The sequence below is a fragment of the Enterobacter sp. 342 genome, assembly GCF_036663495.1.
GTDB lineage: Bacteria > Pseudomonadota > Gammaproteobacteria > Enterobacterales > Enterobacteriaceae > Enterobacter.
The window spans coordinates 1-16,768 of sequence record NZ_JAWUEI010000024.1 but is presented as its reverse complement, the minus strand read 5'-3'; the positions used below and the strand labels follow the sequence as shown (position 1 = coordinate 16,768).

The 16,768-nt window shown below is 51.8% G+C and carries 15 protein-coding genes and 1 pseudogene; 10 read left to right on the top strand and 6 right to left on the bottom strand.

The window, feature by feature from the left end; genetic code table 11:
- Positions 1–42: 42 nt before the first annotated feature.
- A complete protein-coding gene (locus tag V6E55_RS17765) occupies positions 43–297 on the top strand; it encodes a hypothetical protein (RefSeq protein WP_000880375.1) in 255 nt (84 codons plus the stop codon).
- A gap of 2 nt (positions 298–299) precedes the next feature.
- Here the strand turns inward: V6E55_RS17765 and V6E55_RS17760 are convergent, their stop codons facing one another.
- Complete coding sequence (locus V6E55_RS17760) at positions 300–2,339, bottom strand: ATP-dependent helicase (protein WP_000166877.1); 2,040 nt, start codon at positions 2,337–2,339, stop codon at positions 300–302.
- The gene (locus V6E55_RS17755; protein ID WP_000211823.1) at positions 2,336–3,322 is read right to left on the bottom strand and encodes a hypothetical protein; all 987 of its coding nucleotides are present in this window, start codon (positions 3,320–3,322) and stop codon (positions 2,336–2,338) included. The genes V6E55_RS17760 and V6E55_RS17755 overlap by 4 nt, the downstream gene beginning before the upstream one ends.
- A 920-nt stretch (positions 3,323–4,242) precedes the next feature.
- Between V6E55_RS17755 and V6E55_RS17750 the strand changes: the two genes are divergently transcribed.
- From V6E55_RS17750 to V6E55_RS17710, 9 genes are all read left to right on the top strand, one after another.
- Entirely contained in the window at positions 4,243–4,635 is a 393-nt protein-coding gene (locus V6E55_RS17750) for a hypothetical protein (protein WP_000341066.1), read from the top strand.
- Between the two features lie 658 nt (positions 4,636–5,293).
- Entirely contained in the window at positions 5,294–5,950 is a 657-nt protein-coding gene (locus V6E55_RS17745; RefSeq protein ID WP_000462754.1) for a trypsin-like serine protease, read from the top strand.
- 202 nt (positions 5,951–6,152) lie between these two features.
- A complete protein-coding gene (locus V6E55_RS17740) occupies positions 6,153–6,650 on the top strand; it encodes a membrane protein (protein ID WP_000340139.1) in 498 nt (165 codons plus the stop codon).
- Between the two features lie 4 nt (positions 6,651–6,654).
- Positions 6,655–8,043, top strand: a complete 1,389-nt coding sequence (locus tag V6E55_RS17735; protein ID WP_012695445.1) for a hypothetical protein — start codon at positions 6,655–6,657, stop codon at positions 8,041–8,043.
- Between the two features lie 400 nt (positions 8,044–8,443).
- Entirely contained in the window at positions 8,444–8,737 is a 294-nt protein-coding gene (locus V6E55_RS17730) for a helix-turn-helix transcriptional regulator (RefSeq protein ID WP_012477377.1), read from the top strand.
- A 4-nt stretch (positions 8,738–8,741) separates the two neighbouring features.
- On the top strand, positions 8,742–10,067 hold the full coding sequence (locus V6E55_RS17725; RefSeq protein ID WP_000088044.1) for a type II toxin-antitoxin system HipA family toxin: 1,326 nt from the start codon (positions 8,742–8,744) through the stop codon (positions 10,065–10,067).
- A 60-nt stretch (positions 10,068–10,127) separates the two neighbouring features.
- Positions 10,128–10,334 (top strand): hypothetical protein, encoded by a 207-nt coding sequence (locus tag V6E55_RS17720; RefSeq protein ID WP_000134171.1) that lies wholly within the window; start codon positions 10,128–10,130, stop codon positions 10,332–10,334.
- Positions 10,335–10,434: 100 nt separating this feature from the next.
- Entirely contained in the window at positions 10,435–10,845 is a 411-nt protein-coding gene (locus tag V6E55_RS17715; protein ID WP_000985909.1) for a hypothetical protein, read from the top strand.
- Positions 10,846–10,857: 12 nt separating this feature from the next.
- On the top strand, positions 10,858–11,382 hold the full coding sequence (locus V6E55_RS17710) for a hypothetical protein (RefSeq protein WP_001805097.1): 525 nt from the start codon (positions 10,858–10,860) through the stop codon (positions 11,380–11,382).
- A gap of 181 nt (positions 11,383–11,563) precedes the next feature.
- On the opposite strand, the gene V6E55_RS17705 is transcribed toward V6E55_RS17710, so the two are convergent.
- The 4 genes and pseudogenes from V6E55_RS17705 to intI1 all read right to left on the bottom strand — a co-directional run.
- On the bottom strand, positions 11,564–12,568 hold the full coding sequence (locus V6E55_RS17705) for an IS110-like element IS4321 family transposase (protein ID WP_000427623.1): 1,005 nt from the start codon (positions 12,566–12,568) through the stop codon (positions 11,564–11,566).
- Positions 12,569–12,646: 78 nt separating this feature from the next.
- Entirely contained in the window at positions 12,647–15,619 is a 2,973-nt protein-coding gene (locus V6E55_RS17700) for a Tn3 family transposase (RefSeq protein ID WP_001138073.1), read from the bottom strand.
- Between the two features lie 2 nt (positions 15,620–15,621).
- Positions 15,622–16,179 carry a recombinase family protein gene (locus tag V6E55_RS17695; RefSeq protein WP_001162012.1) on the bottom strand — a complete coding sequence of 186 codons (558 nt, stop codon included), beginning with the start codon at positions 16,177–16,179 and terminating at the stop codon, positions 15,622–15,624.
- Positions 16,180–16,475: 296 nt separating this feature from the next.
- A pseudogene (gene intI1 / locus V6E55_RS17690) lies at positions 16,476–16,768 on the bottom strand (class 1 integron integrase IntI1); the annotation flags it as partial.

Below are 16,768 nucleotides of genomic sequence, written 5' to 3'. Positions count from 1 at the left end.
TGAAGCCGGCCGCGCCGGAAATAGTGGGTACAGAAAAGGCAGTTGCTTGCGCTGGGCGTAAGTTACCCGCCGAAAAGCGGCTGGATCGAACGACTGATCGGCACTGAGGTATCTGACGAGCAGTACGAACGCTTTCTGGGGCACAGCACGAGCAAGCAGGCTGAACAGATCCTACGCGGAGAGCAGCCAGCCAAGGGGCTTCAGTATGCAAAGCGAGCGAAGAAGCTCGCTTCTGAAAGAAAAGCCACAATTGATCTGGATAACGAGCACCTGTCTGAAATCGAAAAGTATCGGTAGCCCTAGACTTTTAGCCGCTGAAGATCTCTTAGATACCATTGGTGAAACTTGCTGAAGTCAGCCTTCTGTTTCTCTACCGTGCTGTTATAGATCGCATCACTGGTAACCGCACAAGCAGTCCAGCCAGCCTCATAGACGAAGCGAGTAGCTATCGGTGACTTCTTCGGGGTGCTATCCCAGCGGTTTTTGAGCCACCGCGCAAGCCCTTCATCAAGAGGGACCACCAGATTTAGCTGCTGTTTTGTGCGAGTGATACCGACATAAAACAGCCGACGTTCCTCCTCGATTTCCTCTTCGGCCGGAGGGGTGTTCATCGATGTGCGAACGCTGTAAACATCATCGGGTTTGCCGCCAGGAAATTCCTGCTCATTCAGCCCGATCAGTATTACGTTATCCCACTCCAGCCCCTTGGAACCATGCAGTGTGGAAAGGATGAAGGGATCGCAGTCAGTAGCAGCCTCGCCTGGATTCAAGATAAGGTTTAAAAACGTGCGGGAATCGATCTTACTGGAGTCAAGTAGCTCCCCGATCCTCACGACCCCTCGTTGCTGGTCGTTCGATCCAGTGCGAGTTACACCCTCAGAGCCAACACTATCAATGAAACCCTCCATACTCAGGCGTCGTAACACATCGATAGCAGGCGTTTCCTCTCCGTCTTTCTGGCAGATAGTGGCGAGCCTGCCCAGCCGATCTTTTTGGTATTGTGCGCCCTCGAATAACTGACCTAGAGCAGACCATAGGTCGGCGTGCGGAGCCATCAATCCACTGAGCGCCGCTTTGAATTGCCCTTTCTGCCATCTAAAACCAGCCTCCTTCAGAAAGCCGTAAACAATCGCTTGTTTGTTGGGATGGTTTTCCAGTAGCCGCAGATCGCCGTACACAGACAGCAAGACGCCAACTACCAGTATCCCGATTTCGGTGCGGGTGTGTAATGCGCTTGAACCATTGAGGTAGCGATAAGGTAGCCCACACAGGCGTAAAGCAATTTCCGCCTCAGCAAGGTTCGCCTTAGTGCGGGACAATATGGCTTGTGTTCCACTGCTCACCGAGAGGTTTGATAGCACCTTGGATAGGCAGTTATCAAAGTGCAATCTGACCTCTGTTTTGGGGGTGCTAGGATGACTGACACAAAGCTTGGTCAGCTTTGTAGAGTTGCGCCGAATTACCGAGTTAGCCATCAAGGAAAGCTCATGGCCAAATCTGAACGTGCATGACAGTTGAAACACCTTCGTATTCGGGTAGTGCCTTTCAAACAGTCCGCCGATAAAGTCTGGTCGAGCACCACGCCACTCATAAATACACTGGTTAACATCACCAACAGCCATAACCGACGTATCCGACTTAGATAGCAAGCGGGTCATGTCATGCTGTATCAGGTTAACGTCCTGATATTCATCAACAATGATGTGCTTGAAGTGGGCACCAAGGCTGCTGTCATTACGCAACAGTGCGACAGCCTCAATCAAACAGTCATCAAAGGTTCGCAGACTGTTTTCCTCCAGCAGCTCACAATAGCGGCCATAGGCGTGAATAAACTCCCGTTTGATGTTGCTGAACGTTGGATCATTGGCAGCATCAACAGGAGTTACGGCCGCCGCCCGGCAGCGAGCAATAAACAGCTCGAAGTTTTCAATTTCATTGGGGTCAATATAATTCGCCTCATGGTCAAAGCCATAGCGGTAGGCTTGCTTTACCAGTTGCTCATAGCGGTAGTCGCTTGGAGTAATGAGGTCTTTCTTCTTGATTATCTGTTGGCGTTCTCCGTAACCAACAATCTTTAAGGCCAAGCTGTGGAACGTGCGGATTTCTGGAATCACGCTCGACATCAGTGCCGTCTTCAAGTTCTCCGTGAAGCTCACCTGCGCCGACTTGTTGTACATCAGGATCAGAATGGAGCGAGGATCAGTTCCCGTCTTGACCAGCCGCTCAACGCGCTTTACAAGTGTGGTTGTTTTCCCGCTACCAGGTACGGCTTTTACCAACGCATGTCCGGTGTCATGGCTGACAATACTTTTCTGCTCCCAAGTCAGTCTTTTGGTCATGCCTTAACCTTGTAATTGGCGCACTGACGGGCCTCGGTGTAGGGAACGATCTTTGCCTTACTGTGACATTGCAGATAGCCATCCTCCCATCGGCCTGCTTGCTCGCACATAATGCAGTTGGGAAATAGTGAATGAGGATCGGCGTGACGGATAAAAGCTCGTAAGTTATCAGCCAGCTCAGCGGCCCCTAACGATCTAGGCCATGTGTTCACGTCAGAATTGATTGTTAAATCCACTTCAGCGAGCGGCATCGTTTGTTCGTTGAGTCGGCCGGAACCACTTAAACTCCAGACAGACATATCCACGTTACCTACTGAGCAGACGCCGCTACAGGTGTCCACAGATTGAAACGGGGGAAGCCAGTTGAATACTCTCAGGATCTTCTCCTTGATCGAGTAGGCCCCGGTAAGCAACATCTGAATATCAGAGGCAGATTGGACCTTAAACTCAAGAATCGGGATACCGGCTTCGATCTTGTCTTGAGAGCAGGGGTGTGTGACACAAATCTCTACGTAGCAACGCCTTTCGCCAGTCGTATCATACAACATCACGTCTGGTCGCAGCCCTGTGACCTTATCGTGTTTTTCCAGCTCTGCCTGATCGAAAAATTGAGTCAAGTTGTAGCGTGCAGGCACGGATTTTACGCACTGACGTGCTTCGTCTCTAACCAAGGCTAAACGAGAACCATTACAGGCAACCCGGCGCTCCAGCTCAAGGCTAATAGGCATTTCACGGCTGAGAGCTTGTTGGTAGCGATAGAAGAATGCTTCTTTGCCGCACTTGTGAAGATAGGTTTCAAGGGCACAGCATTCTTCCGAATGGCGAAAGTGCTTAGCGTTGAACTCGCCCATTACCGGGGTCAGGGGGCTCTTACAACCTGGGCAGGTGTAAGTATGTGAGCGCAGGGCAGCGCCAATGTGCGTGAGGGTGCCCTCGCCGTCTAGCGCGTAAGCGTATTGTATTGAGCTGGATTGAGTTGTCATGACTGCGTATCCTCCCAAAAAAATCCAGCTAAGAACAGACCTTACGGCAGGCAAATGGTAAGTAGTGCTTCTTGAAGCAGTCGAGTGTACAGCGGCTCAGTGAAAAAGCTAATCGCCCGCTCAACAACCTAGTGATACTGGTGCAGATTCGACAATGAGTTAATGCCCGGAGAGCATCTGCAAGACTTCTAGCTGGAAGGCATTCCAACCAGCCCTCGCTTCTGAAAAGCCGTCAGGAAACGGTAAAATCCAACCAAGTGAGCAACTTCACTTGATCAAAGATCTAAGGCTAGAATGATGGAATTCCAACCTTAGTTTGCAAATAGCCTAAACATATAACTTCCTCTGAGGATTTAAAAGAATTCTCAGATGTCTTGAAAGCTACTTTTTAAACTTTCTCATTCTGAGAAGCATATTTAATTTTGCTGCGTCTGCTCGTGCTGCTGCTACAGAAAGGGCTTTATGCAGTGAAACTACCACGACAAACAAACAGAACATCGACCAGAATCCATCCATTTCGTTTACCTAATCGTTGAGGTTTTTATTCGGGATATCTGGCTAAATAGGACTACACAGATACCCAGTTAAACCCCCCGCTTACATAACACTCCGGTTCCTCACCAGACGTTTTATTCTATCGCGGTCTGTGGTTATCAGAAGCTGCATAAACCGGTTATTTAGTCCGTTACGCGAAAATTATTGAGGATCCGGGCTGTTAAACTGTTCTTCCTCTTTCGCTTCCGGAGAAAAGGGGAGGTGTCACCCTGCGGCCGGGTAGTGAAAGGGATTTGACGTAATTCAGGCGAAGGGCGAACAAGACCGCAAAGGACGCCCGGGCGACCGGATACCTGCCGGGTTGTGCGAAGTAAAAACCGGAAGCAGTGATAACACAAACAGGCCCCTACAGCGTAAGGATTGTGATGGACGATAAAGAGCAATTTACGAATCTTGTGGCAAAGCATGCCTCCGGACTCACCGAAGAGCAGCTGGCCGGTTACGATGCCTGTTCCCTGGATGGTGAATGCGTCACGCCTTCATACGAGGTTTTCCGGGGGTATCGTACCCGCCATACCCTGGATGAATTTCTGGAGATGGCCATATCGCTGAATGCCATCCACCCGGATGAATATTTAACGGATATGCTGCTTAAGCCTCATGAGGTGATCGGCGCTCTGGCCGATGAAGGCGACCAGCTGAACAACGCCACCCCGGTTTATTTCTTCCCGGATACCGGCGTCTATGCAGCGGCCGTCAGTGAAACCCGGGTGCTCGATGCCTGGCTTTGCTGGCCATGCTACCCGGCGAACTGGTAACGCGGCCGTTGGAATTGCACCGGCAGGATACGAATTTAACCGACCCCGTGGCGGGAAGGTTATCACAATTGCATGTCCTCATCCCTCAAGCCCCCTGCCAGGCCCTAACGTGCTGTCAGGCTTCGCCTGATTCCCGATCTGCGCCGGTACTTCAGCCGATAACTTTTTGTTTTCTTTTTATTTTCTCCCCATTTCCTCAAAGTTCGCGGGCGGCGTGGACAGGGCACCATTGCCGCATGTGGGGTCTTAATAAGGGCAGGGTGGTCAGGTTTGCTCGATGCCGGGGGTAGGCCCTACCCTTTATGGGATGAGGACATGCAATTCACTAAATTAATCGACAGCACCGGTGGTGACTTATCTGTAACGGGTCAGTTTTGATACGGGGAATGTTTCAGGGTTAAGATCTGGAATCATAAAAATATACGCTCCCGTTCAGGACATACGACTTGAAATGGATAATGCCATTAAAGGAATTCCAGCCTTTCGTCGATAACAGTTTCTGACCATCGCCATAACCATGTCATGGAGGAGACTAACCGTGTTTCAGAGGTGAGCTGGTGCCTGGCAAAACATACAAACTCAAATATCAGGAAGCGAGTTTAGTTGTTTATAACATGCAGCCGTGTAACTGATTAGGTACCGGCAAAAGGAGGAAATAATGTTTGAAAACTACGTTTGTAAAATCTATGTAAGCAATGATCCTCATTTTAGTAGCCATCTCGAAGCAACTGCGTTTGGTTTCGATAATGGTCAGCAGCAAAAGATTCTCACCGCAGCCCATGTTGTTACCAATGCTCTTGGAAAAATTTATCCCGTCAGCAATACACTTAAACTTTACGTCAAATTTCTTAACCATCAAGGACTGGTGAACGAAGAGCCTGTTCTAGTCGATTTCATTCTCAATGAGGCTAATGACAGGGCAGACTTTAAAGACGGCATTCCGTTTGTTGACAGTGCAGAAATCGTATTACCAGCTGGAATACAACAGCCTGTAAGTAGTTACTTTAAGGTCCTGGCTCCCGCAGCTGGCATGGGTACATTGGGTGTCGGATATCCAATGAATGAGACAACAATTTCGACATTCCCTGGTGAAGTTTCAGGCATTTGGCCTTTAAATTGCTCAAATCATTCTCCCCAACATCTCACAACTCGCTTTGTAATAGCACATTTCAACACCGATGGTTGCTCTGGTGGACCCTATGTCGTCTCCGAGAATGACGAGCATTTTGTCATTGGAAGTCTGGTTGGAATAATGTCTGGAACCTGCCCAGATTCAAATCCACACATGTCTGTTCAGTCCGCTACTGATTTTTAGCAAAGTCAGTTCCAAAATGACGCTGGCACGATAGTTATTTTGGGTCTGCCCGATATGGCGTCTGCCCTTACTAACAGCAACAGCATTGAAACTGACAAACATGAACTCGAAAGTGCCACAATAGTAAGTCATGATTTCTTCATCACTTTTATGGTGCTCTTTTTCACCTATCACACAGCAAGTTATGAATACGAGGCCTGTAATGGACGCTACCGAAACTGAAGAGCTCGAAAAAATTCGCAAGAAGGCAATGGATGAAGTTACAAGTGCTCTTCAGGCGCTTGAAAATAAGTTCCCGGGTATTACTGAGGGCGCAGCAGCTTTGGCGGGGTCAGGCGTAGGCGCAGCGGCTTCCTTCGGTGCTCTCTATACGCTTGGTACAACGGGAGTGTCAGCAGCAGGCATAACCTCCGGGCTCGCTACAGCAGGGTCTATCGTCGGTGGCGGTATGGTTGCAGGCATTGCGGTATTGGCCGCACCTGTAGCTGTGTTAGGGATTGGCGGGTACGCGATAGTGAAACACAAAAAAAATGCGAAACTGACAGCCGCCCTTAGTCAGGCCATCCAAAAGCTCTACGAAGTTCAGGAAAGGTTGATGTCGAATGCGGAATATTTTAAGGCAGAAATTGCTGGCATCAAGGCAACAATCGACATGCTTACTAAGAAAGCTCCAAAAGGTAGCCTGGTCGCGGTGAGGTAAACACATGAGTCAGTCTCCTTATGATGATGAGTTCAGGGCCATCCGTTATATTCAGCTCCGTGGTCAGGATATCGCGAACGCTCACGAGACAATTAACAGTGATATAGAGAGCCTTAAGGCACAGTTGACCGGGCTAATCAGCGGCACTGAACTTGATGAAGCGGAGCATCTGGCGCTTAAAGAACATCATCTGCGAGAAATGACCCCTTCAGATACTGCCATGCATTCTACTGGTCTCAAGACTATATATAGCGAGGCTAACCAGCGTGTATGCGGTGATATTGGACTGGCCACAATACTCTCCACGGATGACTTGGCTGTTGTAGATGCCCGGATCCAGAATCATATTAAAGAATTTAATGATCGCTACGCACTCGACGCCTGGGATTATGCTATTGCCTGCGGATGCGGGCTCATAGCATCCATGCTGGATTTACTTTGCGTCAGAGCCCCGCCAAAACCTACGGTGAGCTTTACGGCAGAAGTGGATGGTATTTTCAATAAACAGGTGCAGAAAGCCTTCAATGCCATTTTGCCGGAGGACCTGAGTACAAAACTCTCAGATTTGTTCCCTATAGGGGCACCAGACAGTTCGATCAGCAGCGATTTAGTGGGTGCGGCCGGTGGCGTTTTGTCTCCCACAAATCACCGCTTAAGAGCTTTGTCACACGATCCCGTACTGGGCATTATTTTCGGTATAAAGGATATGCTGAACGGGACCTGTACGGTGGTTCAGAATGGACAGATCGTGGTTTATCCTTCCAGTAAAGGCGTTACAGACGAAACCAATATTTTCAGGCTCATCGCCAGAATGTTTGGACACCTGGCATCGGATGTTAATGCCCCCTCAGCAAAAGGAAACCGTGGCATGGGGTTACCGGCTCCTTTTATGGGGCTACTTCGTATGCTTGAGGGGATCCCTGTGGGGAGTTCTAACTTCGGCAAACAAATAGAGTACATGTATGTCAACGGGTATGACTTTCGTCAGTTTATCGTGACAAGTATTCCGATGAGCATAATGGAAGTTTTGATGCGGGTTTTCTATGTGGCGAAACAGGTATCGCTGGGAAAAGGAGCTTTTGGGGAGACCTTACTGGATACCATGCCGTTGCGGCTAAATCCACGCTTCCGGATGATGCTTGCCCTGGGTTATGGAACTTCCAGTGCTGTTAACGCAGGTAAAATGTATATCACCGGCAATATTCTCAATGCGAATTACGCCTCCTGGATGGGGTTGGCCTGGAATGGTTTTCACTCACTCAAGTGGTCCCTTTATCAGCGACACTTAAAGCTTTGGGCCGGTATTGAAAAGGCAGAACTGGAACGGCTTCAGAACAATATAGACAGCATCGAGGCATTGACCATCATAGCAGGAAACTTGCCAGTCAAGTAACATTCACCGGAGCACCTCCGGAACCCCATAGCCCACCAGCTGCTAAAAATGTCTGCCTTTGCTTTTAATACTCTCTCTGCCTCCTCCCCGAGGCAGAGAGTAGCTCGTAGTTATTTATACAGCTCACAACAGGGCCATAAGATACTCCGCTTCTCGTTTACCGATGATCCTGATCTGTCAGCTCTCTTACCGGATGCTGTACGAGCGTAACGGCTTATTATTGATAGTTCTCTCATATCAAACCTCATAAAGATTTATGCTGCCACTTAGTAACAGCCTAAAGGTTGTACTCTCTATTTAACAGCTTTTAGGCTGTTAATTTGATATTACAGCTTTTAGGGTGTATGTTTAGAAAACAGCGTACAAGGTGTATCAGAGGAACTACTGAGGCCAGCTTATGATCAATAATGATTACCCGTTAAACACGCTCAACCAGTTGCGTCCCTTGCTCATTGGTTTTCGCAAGGCGAATGGCCTGACGCAAAAAGACCTGTCCGAAAGGTTAGGGGTCACTCAACAGACATACTCACGTCTGGAAGCCAACCCTGCCAGTGCGAGCATTGAACGGCTATTCAAGGTGTTTTCTATCCTGGGCGTAAAAATCAGCTTCTCCTCGACAACCGCCTCTTCAGAGGGGAAGCAGACGGAAGAAATGCTTAAATCAAACTCACCTGCACGACAGGAGAAATGGTAACGATATGAGCCGGAAACAGCAGCGTCTGGCAATCTGGATGAACGGAATCAAAGTCGGATACTGGGAAAAAAGTAAAGGGGTAGACAGCTTACAATACCTTCCTGACTGGAGTGCAGACGAACAGGGAAGGCCGCTGTCATTGTCCCTTCCTTTTACTCCCGGGAACCAGGTCTGGCGTGGAAATGTGGTACGTGACTATTTTGATAATTTACTCCCGGACAGCGAAGGCATACGCAGACGTCTGGCAATGCGTTACAAGGCCGATAGCCTGGAGCCTTTTGATCTTCTGACGGAGCTGGGAAAAGACTGCGTGGGCGCGATACAGCTGCTTCATGACGGAGATGAACCCACAGATTTATATTCCGTGAAGTATCACCCGCTTACTGAATCAGAAATTGCGGCAACTTTGCGTAATACCACGGAGACATTGCTACCGGGCAGGCCAGAAGATAACGACGACTTACGTTTATCTATTGCCGGTGCTCAGGAGAAAACAGCCCTACTGTGGCATGAAGATCGGTGGTGTATGCCGGAGGGTAATACACCAACGACGCATATATTCAAGCTACCGCTCGGACTTGTGGGGAACATGAAAGCCGACATGCGCTCGTCGGTTGAAAATGAATGGCTCTGCTCGGTACTTCTCGAACAGTACGGGCTCCCCGTGGCAAGAACGCAGATTGCTCACTTTGAAGATCAGAAAGCGCTGGTGGTAGAACGTTTTGACCGAAAATGGTCAGGAAACGGACAATGGATCATTCGTTTACCCCAGGAGGATATGTGTCAGGCCCTGGGCATTTCGCCATTACGAAAATATCAGGCGGACGGCGGGCCAGGTATATCGGAAATTATGGAAGTTCTGAGTAATTCAGACCGTGCTGAGCGTGACAAAGCGCAGTTTTTTATGACGCAGATAGTTTTCTGGATGATGGCCGCAACAGATGGCCACGCTAAAAATTTCAGTATTTCTATTGGGCCACAGGGACGTTATCACCTTACACCACTCTATGATGTGTTGTCGGCATGGCCGGTGATCGGTCATGGGAACAATCAGATATCCTGGCAGAAGTGCAAACTGGCGATGGCCGTACGTGGCAGTAGCAACTATTACCAGATATATCGAATACAACGACGCCACTGGATCAGGCATGGTGAGATAACCGGCCTGAGTAAACAGCAGACAGAGGCGATGATAGAGGAAATCATCGCCAGAACCCCGGGTGTCATTGAACGTGTTAGCGGGCTTCTTCCGGACCAGTTCCCCCAGCAGCTTGCGGAAAGTATTTTTGATGGAATGAGGCAGCAATGCAGGCGCCTGGCTGAGAAATGACAGCCGCAATTTATAGTGTGCATGTTTTCAGAATAGCTGATGTAAGCGTGAGGATTCAGTATGACTGAAGAACAAAAAAGAATAGAGCGGGCTATTGAGTTGGCTTGTCGTTACGGCGGAACCGATGAAATGCATCATCTGCAATGGGTCGTGGATCAGATGGTAAGAGAACTTGCTGGAGAACGTTATGCACAGATTGTAGCAGATGCCACCAGCGGAGAAGATGGGCCTGATACTTACAAATGGAGTGTTGGGATCGCGCCTTAGCATCTGTCAGTCTGGGGATGAAAACGTACTTAACATCCAGCGAATTCCCAGACTTCACATTAAGACTAGAGTAACGGCCGCAATCACGTGAGAGAAAAAAATGGCAATTTTAGCAATCATTGCAGTTATCGCCCTGGGTGGGTACGCCTGCGGGTTTATTAAAGCCCGTGAGCTGAGCGCTTTGCGTAAAGAAATGAAACTATACGTGGATCGCATGGAAGCGGCGGAGCTGGACTTACACGCAATCAGAAGTGTAGCGGAGCACCGGTTGCACGGTGCAGGTAAACAGTTTGCCGACCTTTACAGCCGTATCGACGGTGCAACTGTGACGCTGACACCCGAAGATCAGCTGTTACTGGCAACGATGCCATTTAATATTCAGGATGTAGAAGACATCGTAAACGAGCGCGGTCCAAAGACAATTAGCGGCCGTCCATTCTGGGAAGTTGAGCCAGGCCCGCATGACTATGAATATGGCCCGCAATATCCGTATTTCCCAGACCAGCGCTAGGAAGAGATCAAGATGAGAGAGCCAAGACCCCGCCATACCTTGCAGGTCATTCGAGTGCCTTCTCTGGAGGTTCAGGATCTGGGGCTGACCAGCTTTGATAGCTGGCTTGACGAGAACGGTTATGACAAAACGAATGCCAGAAATAACCGTACCATCTGGGCGAGAGAAGGCGGATGGCATCTGAAACGTTGCAGAAATCTGGAAACTGGCACGGACGATTTCTGGTTTATCGCTTTCGATGGTAAAGGCGGAAAGATATACCCGCTGAAAACCCAAAGAGACTACCGGGCTGCATATCGTAAGCTGGAAGCAGAAGGTTATGCACCTGCGGTCATCGAGCAAATGACCACAGGCGCAGCATATAACCTGGCCTATCCACGTTCCACCCTAAAACAAGCTGAGACGGCCACCAGCGAACCAAAGCGGAAACCTGACGTAGATGGGGTCGTCTCAGAAAACGGAATCTATGGTCACTCCCGTTTTTGCAACACCGATTTTGACGACAAGTTGGCTTGCTTGAATCTATCCGGCGTCTGAATGGGATTTTATTCCCGCGCCTTGATGAGTTCCGCGCCTGATGAACCTCCAGAAAATATACGGCTTCAATGAGCCTTTCCGTTTTACAGGTTCCTCAACAGGCCGGTGGGCCGTTAGTATCATCAATATCAGTATTCGCAAAACCAGATCAGTAATTCTTTAAACCGGTGTATTTCTGCCGTTATGCTACATAAGTTTGCTGTCGTGCCGTTAGGGCCCAGGCTATTCTGGCCAGCTTGTTTGCCAGAGCACAAGTGACGACAAAGTTGCTTTTCCGGCACAGTAAATCCCTGACCCAATCGGCCAATTTGCCAGACTGGTGTTCCAGTTTTTGTATGAATACCCTGGCACATTGAACCAACAAAGTTCGGATCTTTTTATTACCTCGCTTACTAATTCCCAGCAATGTCGTCCTACCTCCCGTGCTGTACTGCCGAGGTACAAGCCCTGTTGCCGCCGCAAAGTCACGGCTGCTGGCGTACTGCTTCCCGTCGCCAATCTCAGTTGAAATAGTACTCGCTGTCAGTGTTCCGACGCAGGGAATGCTCAGCAAGCGCTGTCCAACCTCATCTTCGTCCAACTTTCGTTTCAACTGGGATTCCAAATCTTTAATCTGCTCAACAAGATAGTGATAATGCTGTTGTAATTTCAGCAATAACTGGCTGAGGTAAAGAGGCAAACTATTATCCTCAAGAATGGTACTCAGTCGGCTAATAACGGCAGCTCCTCGGGGAACGCTAATGCCAAATTCCAGCAGAAAAGCATGCATTTGATTGGTTGTTTTTACCTTATCCTGAACCAGGGATTCACGGACACGATGCAGAGCCCGCATTGCCTGCTGAGATTCCGTTCTGGGCTGCACAAAACGCATAGACGGACGCGATGCAGCTTCACAAATAGCTTCGGCGTCGACAAAGTCGTTTTTATTGCTTTTAACGAACGGGCGGACAAATTGTGGTGATATCAGCTTTGGGGAATGCCCCAACTCTTCCAACTTGCGTGCCATAAAGTGAGAACCGCCACAGGCTTCCATTGCGATGGTTGTAGCGGGGCATGTCGCCAAAAATTCGATCAACTTTGGCCGGGTAAATTTTTTACGGTAAACAGCCTTCCCGCGACGATCCTGGCAATGAATATGGAAAGAGTTTTTACCCAGATCGATACCAATGAGCGCAATGTTTTCCATGATAGTTCTCCGAATGAAAGCCTGTCCTCAGCATAGTACCGGGAAGGAGGGAGTGACCATCTCATTAAATAAAGCACGCTAAGCCGGTGGCAGCGGTCGCAATGGCCTAAACTTCCCCGCACCGACCTTGGCGCTGCTGCGCCATAGGTAATCGCCGGTCAGGTTGATGTGCTCCCACCCCAGCGGCGACAGATATTGCAACAATGTGTCGTCCAGCGCCGTGCCGTTGCCACGCAAAGCACTGGTGGCACGCTCCAGATATACCGTGTTCCACAACACGATGGCCGCCGTCACCAGATTGAGGCCGCTGGCCCGGTAGCGCTGCTGCTCAAAACTGCGGTCGCGGATTTCACCCAATCGGTAGAAGAAGACCGCCCTGGCCAGCGCGTTGCGCGCCTCGCCCTTATTCAGCCCCGCATGGACGCGGCGGCGCAGCTCCACGCTTTGCAGCCAATCCAAAATGAACAGCGTGCGCTCGATGCGCCCCAGCTCGCGCAACGCCACGGCCAAGCCGTTCTGGCGCGGGTAGCTGCCGAGTTTGCGCAGCATCAGCGAAGCCGTTACCGTGCCTTGCTTGATGGAGGTGGCCAGCCGCAGAATTTCATCCCAATGGGCGCGTATTTGCTTGATGTTCAGCCTGTCGCTGCTAATCATCGGCTTGAGCGCGTCATAGGCGGCATCGCCCTTGGGGATGAATAGCTTGGTTTCGCCCAAGTCACGGATACGCGGCGCGAAGCGAAATCCCAGCAAATGCATCAAGCCAAACACGTGATCGGTGAAGCCTGCCGTGTCGGTGTAGTGTTCCTCGATGCGCAAGTCCGACTCGTGGTACAGCAGGCCATCAAGCACGTAAGTTGAATCACGAATGCCCACGTTGACCACCTTGGCACTGAAGGGCGCGTACTGGTCGGAGATATGGGTGTAGAAAGTCCGTCCTGGACTGCTTCCATACTTCGGGTTGATATGACCAGTGCTTTCTGCTTTGCTGCCGGTTCTGAAGTTCTGGCCGTCCGACGATGACGTGGTGCCGTCACCCCAGTTGCCGGCGAAGGGTTGCCGAAACTGCGCATTCACCAGCTCGGCCAGCGCCGTCGAATAGGTTTCATCGCGGATGTGCCAGGCTTGCAGCCAAGACAGCTTGGCGTAGGTGGTGCCAGGGCAGGACTCGGCCATTTTGGTCAGACCCAGGTTGATCGCGTCGGCCAGGATCGTCGTCAACAGCAAGGTTTTGTCCTTGGCCGTGTCGCTGGTCTTCAGGTGTGTGAAGTGGCGGGTGAAGCCCGTCCATTCATCGACCTCCATCAGCAACTCGGTGATTTTGAGGTGCGGCAGCAGCATAGCTGTCTGGTCGATCATGGCTTGCGCGGCGTCTGGTACTGCCGCGTCCAGCGGCGTGATCTTCAGGCCTGACGCGGTGGTGATGATGGCATCCGGTAAGTCGTTGGCCGCAGCCATGCGGTTGACTGTGGCGAGTTGCGCCTCCAACAATTCCAACCGGTCATGCAGGTATTGGTCGCAGTCGGTGGCCACTGCCAGCGGCAATTCGCTGGCCAGCTTCAAAGTGGCGAACTTCTCGACCGGCACCAGGTATTCGTCGAAGTCCTTGAACTGGCGAGAACCCTGCACCCAGACATCACCGGAGCGCAGCGCGTTCTTCAGCTCCGACAGGGCGCATAACTCGTAGTAACGCCGGTCGATGCCGTCGTCGGTCAGAACCAGCTTTGCCCAGCGCGGCTTGATGAATGCGGTTGGCGCATCGGCGGGCACCTTGCGCGCGCTGTCGCTGTTCATGCCGCGCAGCATGTCGATGGCATCGAGCACACCCTTGGCGGCGGGCGCAGCCCGCAATTTGAGCACGCCCAGGAACTGCGGCGCGTAGCGGCGTAGCGTGGCATAGCTTTCACCGATGTGGTGCAGGAAATCAAAGTCGGCAGGCCGCGCCAATGTTTGCGCTTCGGTGACGCTGGCGGCGAAGGTGTCCCAGGGCATAACGGCCTCGATGGCGGCGAACGGATCGCTGCCGCTTTGCTTGGCCTCAATCAACGCTTGACCGATGCGCCCATACATCCGCACCTTGTCGTTGATCGCCTTGCCGGAAGCCTGGAACTGCTGCTGATGCTTGTTCTTGGCCGCGTTGAACAGCTTGCCGATGATGCGATCGTGAAGGTCGATGATTTCATCGGTGACGGTGGCCATGCCTTCGATGGCCAGCGCTACCAGCGTGGCATAGCGTCGTTGCACCTCGAACTTTGCCAGATCAGCAGGCGTCATCTGGCCACCTTCACGAGCGATTTTGAGCAGGCGGTTCTGGTGAACCTGCCGCTCGATGCCTGCGGGCAGATCAAGTGCTTGCCAGGATTTCAGGCGCTCAATATGTTCGAGCATGTGGCGAGAGTTCGGTTTGGCAGGCGACTGGCGCAGCCATGCCAGCCACGTCACTTTACTGCCGTCCTTGCGCTTGAGAAGTTCGTCCAGGCGCTGACGGTGGGGTGATAACAAAGAATCGGTCAGCGCCGCGTAAATGCGTCGGTTGGCACGGGTGATGGCCTCGGCGCTTGCGCGCTCGATGGCATTCATGGCGGGCAGGATAATGCTCTGCCGCCGCAGATTCTCGACAAGTGCGCTCGCCAGCACGATGCCTTTGTCGGTCTGCAAGGCCAGCTCGGTCAATGTATGCACGGCTTGCCGATAGTGGCTCATGGTGAAGGGCTTGAACCCAAAAACCGTTTGCAGCTCGACCAAGTGCTCCCGCCGTGTCTGTTCGCGCTGGCCGTACTCGCTCCAACTTTCCACTGGCATCTTGAGTTGCGCGGCCACCATGCGCAACAGGGGCGGAAACGGAGGCTCATCGACGCCCAAAAAGGTGCCAGGGAATCGCAAGTAGCAAAGCTGCACAGCGAAGCCCAATCGATTCGCGGCGCCGCGACGCTGACGGATCACCGACAGGTCGGTTTCGTTGAACGTGTAGTGCCGTATCAGTTCGTCTTTGGCATCTGGCAGTGCCAGCAGGCTTTCGCGCTCGGTGGCGGACAGGATTGAGCGGCGTGGCATGGTCAGTCTTCCCGCAGGTACTGGTACAAGGTTTCGCGGCTGATGCCGAAGTCACGGGCCACCAAGGTTTTTTGGTCGCCTGCCGCAACTCGCCGTTTCAACTCGGCAATTTGTTCGCTGTTCAGCGATTTCTTTCGTCCCCGGTAGGCACCGCGCTGCTTGGCCAGCACGATTCCCTCGCGCTGACGTTCGCGGATCAGGGCGCGCTCGAACTCAGCGAAGGCTCCCATGACCGACAGCATCAGATTGGCCATCGGTGAGTCCTCGCCGGTGAACTTCAGCCCTTCTTTGACGAACTCCATGCGCACGCCCCGTTGTGTCAGCCCTTGGACGATGCGGCGCAGGTCATCAAGGTTGCGTGCCAGCCTGTCCATGCTATGCACCACCACGGTGTCGCCCTCGCGGACGAAGGCCAGCAGCCTTTCCAGCTCGGGACGCTGGGTGTCCTTGCCAGAAGCCTTGTCGGTGAACACCCGCGCCACCTGAACACCCTCCAATTGCCGTTCCGGGTTCTGGTCGAAGCTGCTGACGCGGACATAGCCGATGCGTTGACCTTGCAAGATGCCTCCAAAGGCAAAAGTGTCAGGATGAAATCTATTACCTTTGACGGAATATGTCAATCAATAGGAAATTTAACTCTATTCTGACATCGTTTGTCGTTTTCAGAAGACGGCTGCACTGAACGTCAGAAGCCGACTGCACTATAGCAGCGGAGGGGTTGGATCCATCAGGCAACGACGGGCTGCTGCCGGCCATCAGCGGACGCAGGGAGGACTTTCCGCAACCGGCCGTTCGATGCGGCACCGATGGCCTTCGCGCAGGGGTAGTGAATCCGCCAGGATTGACTTGCGCTGCCCTACCTCTCACTAGTGAGGGGCGGCAGCGCATCAAGCGGTGAGCGCACTCCGGCACCGCCAACTTTCAGCACATGCGTGTAAATCATCGTCGTAGAGACGTCGGAATGGCCGAGCAGATCCTGCACGGTTCGAATGTCGTAACCGCTGCGGAGCAAGGCCGTCGCGAACGAGTGGCGGAGGGTGTGCGGTGTGGCGGGCTTCGTGATGCCTGCTTGTTCTACGGCACGTTTGAAGGCGCGCTGAAAGGTCTGGTCATACATGTGATGGCGACGCACGACACCGCTCCGTGGAT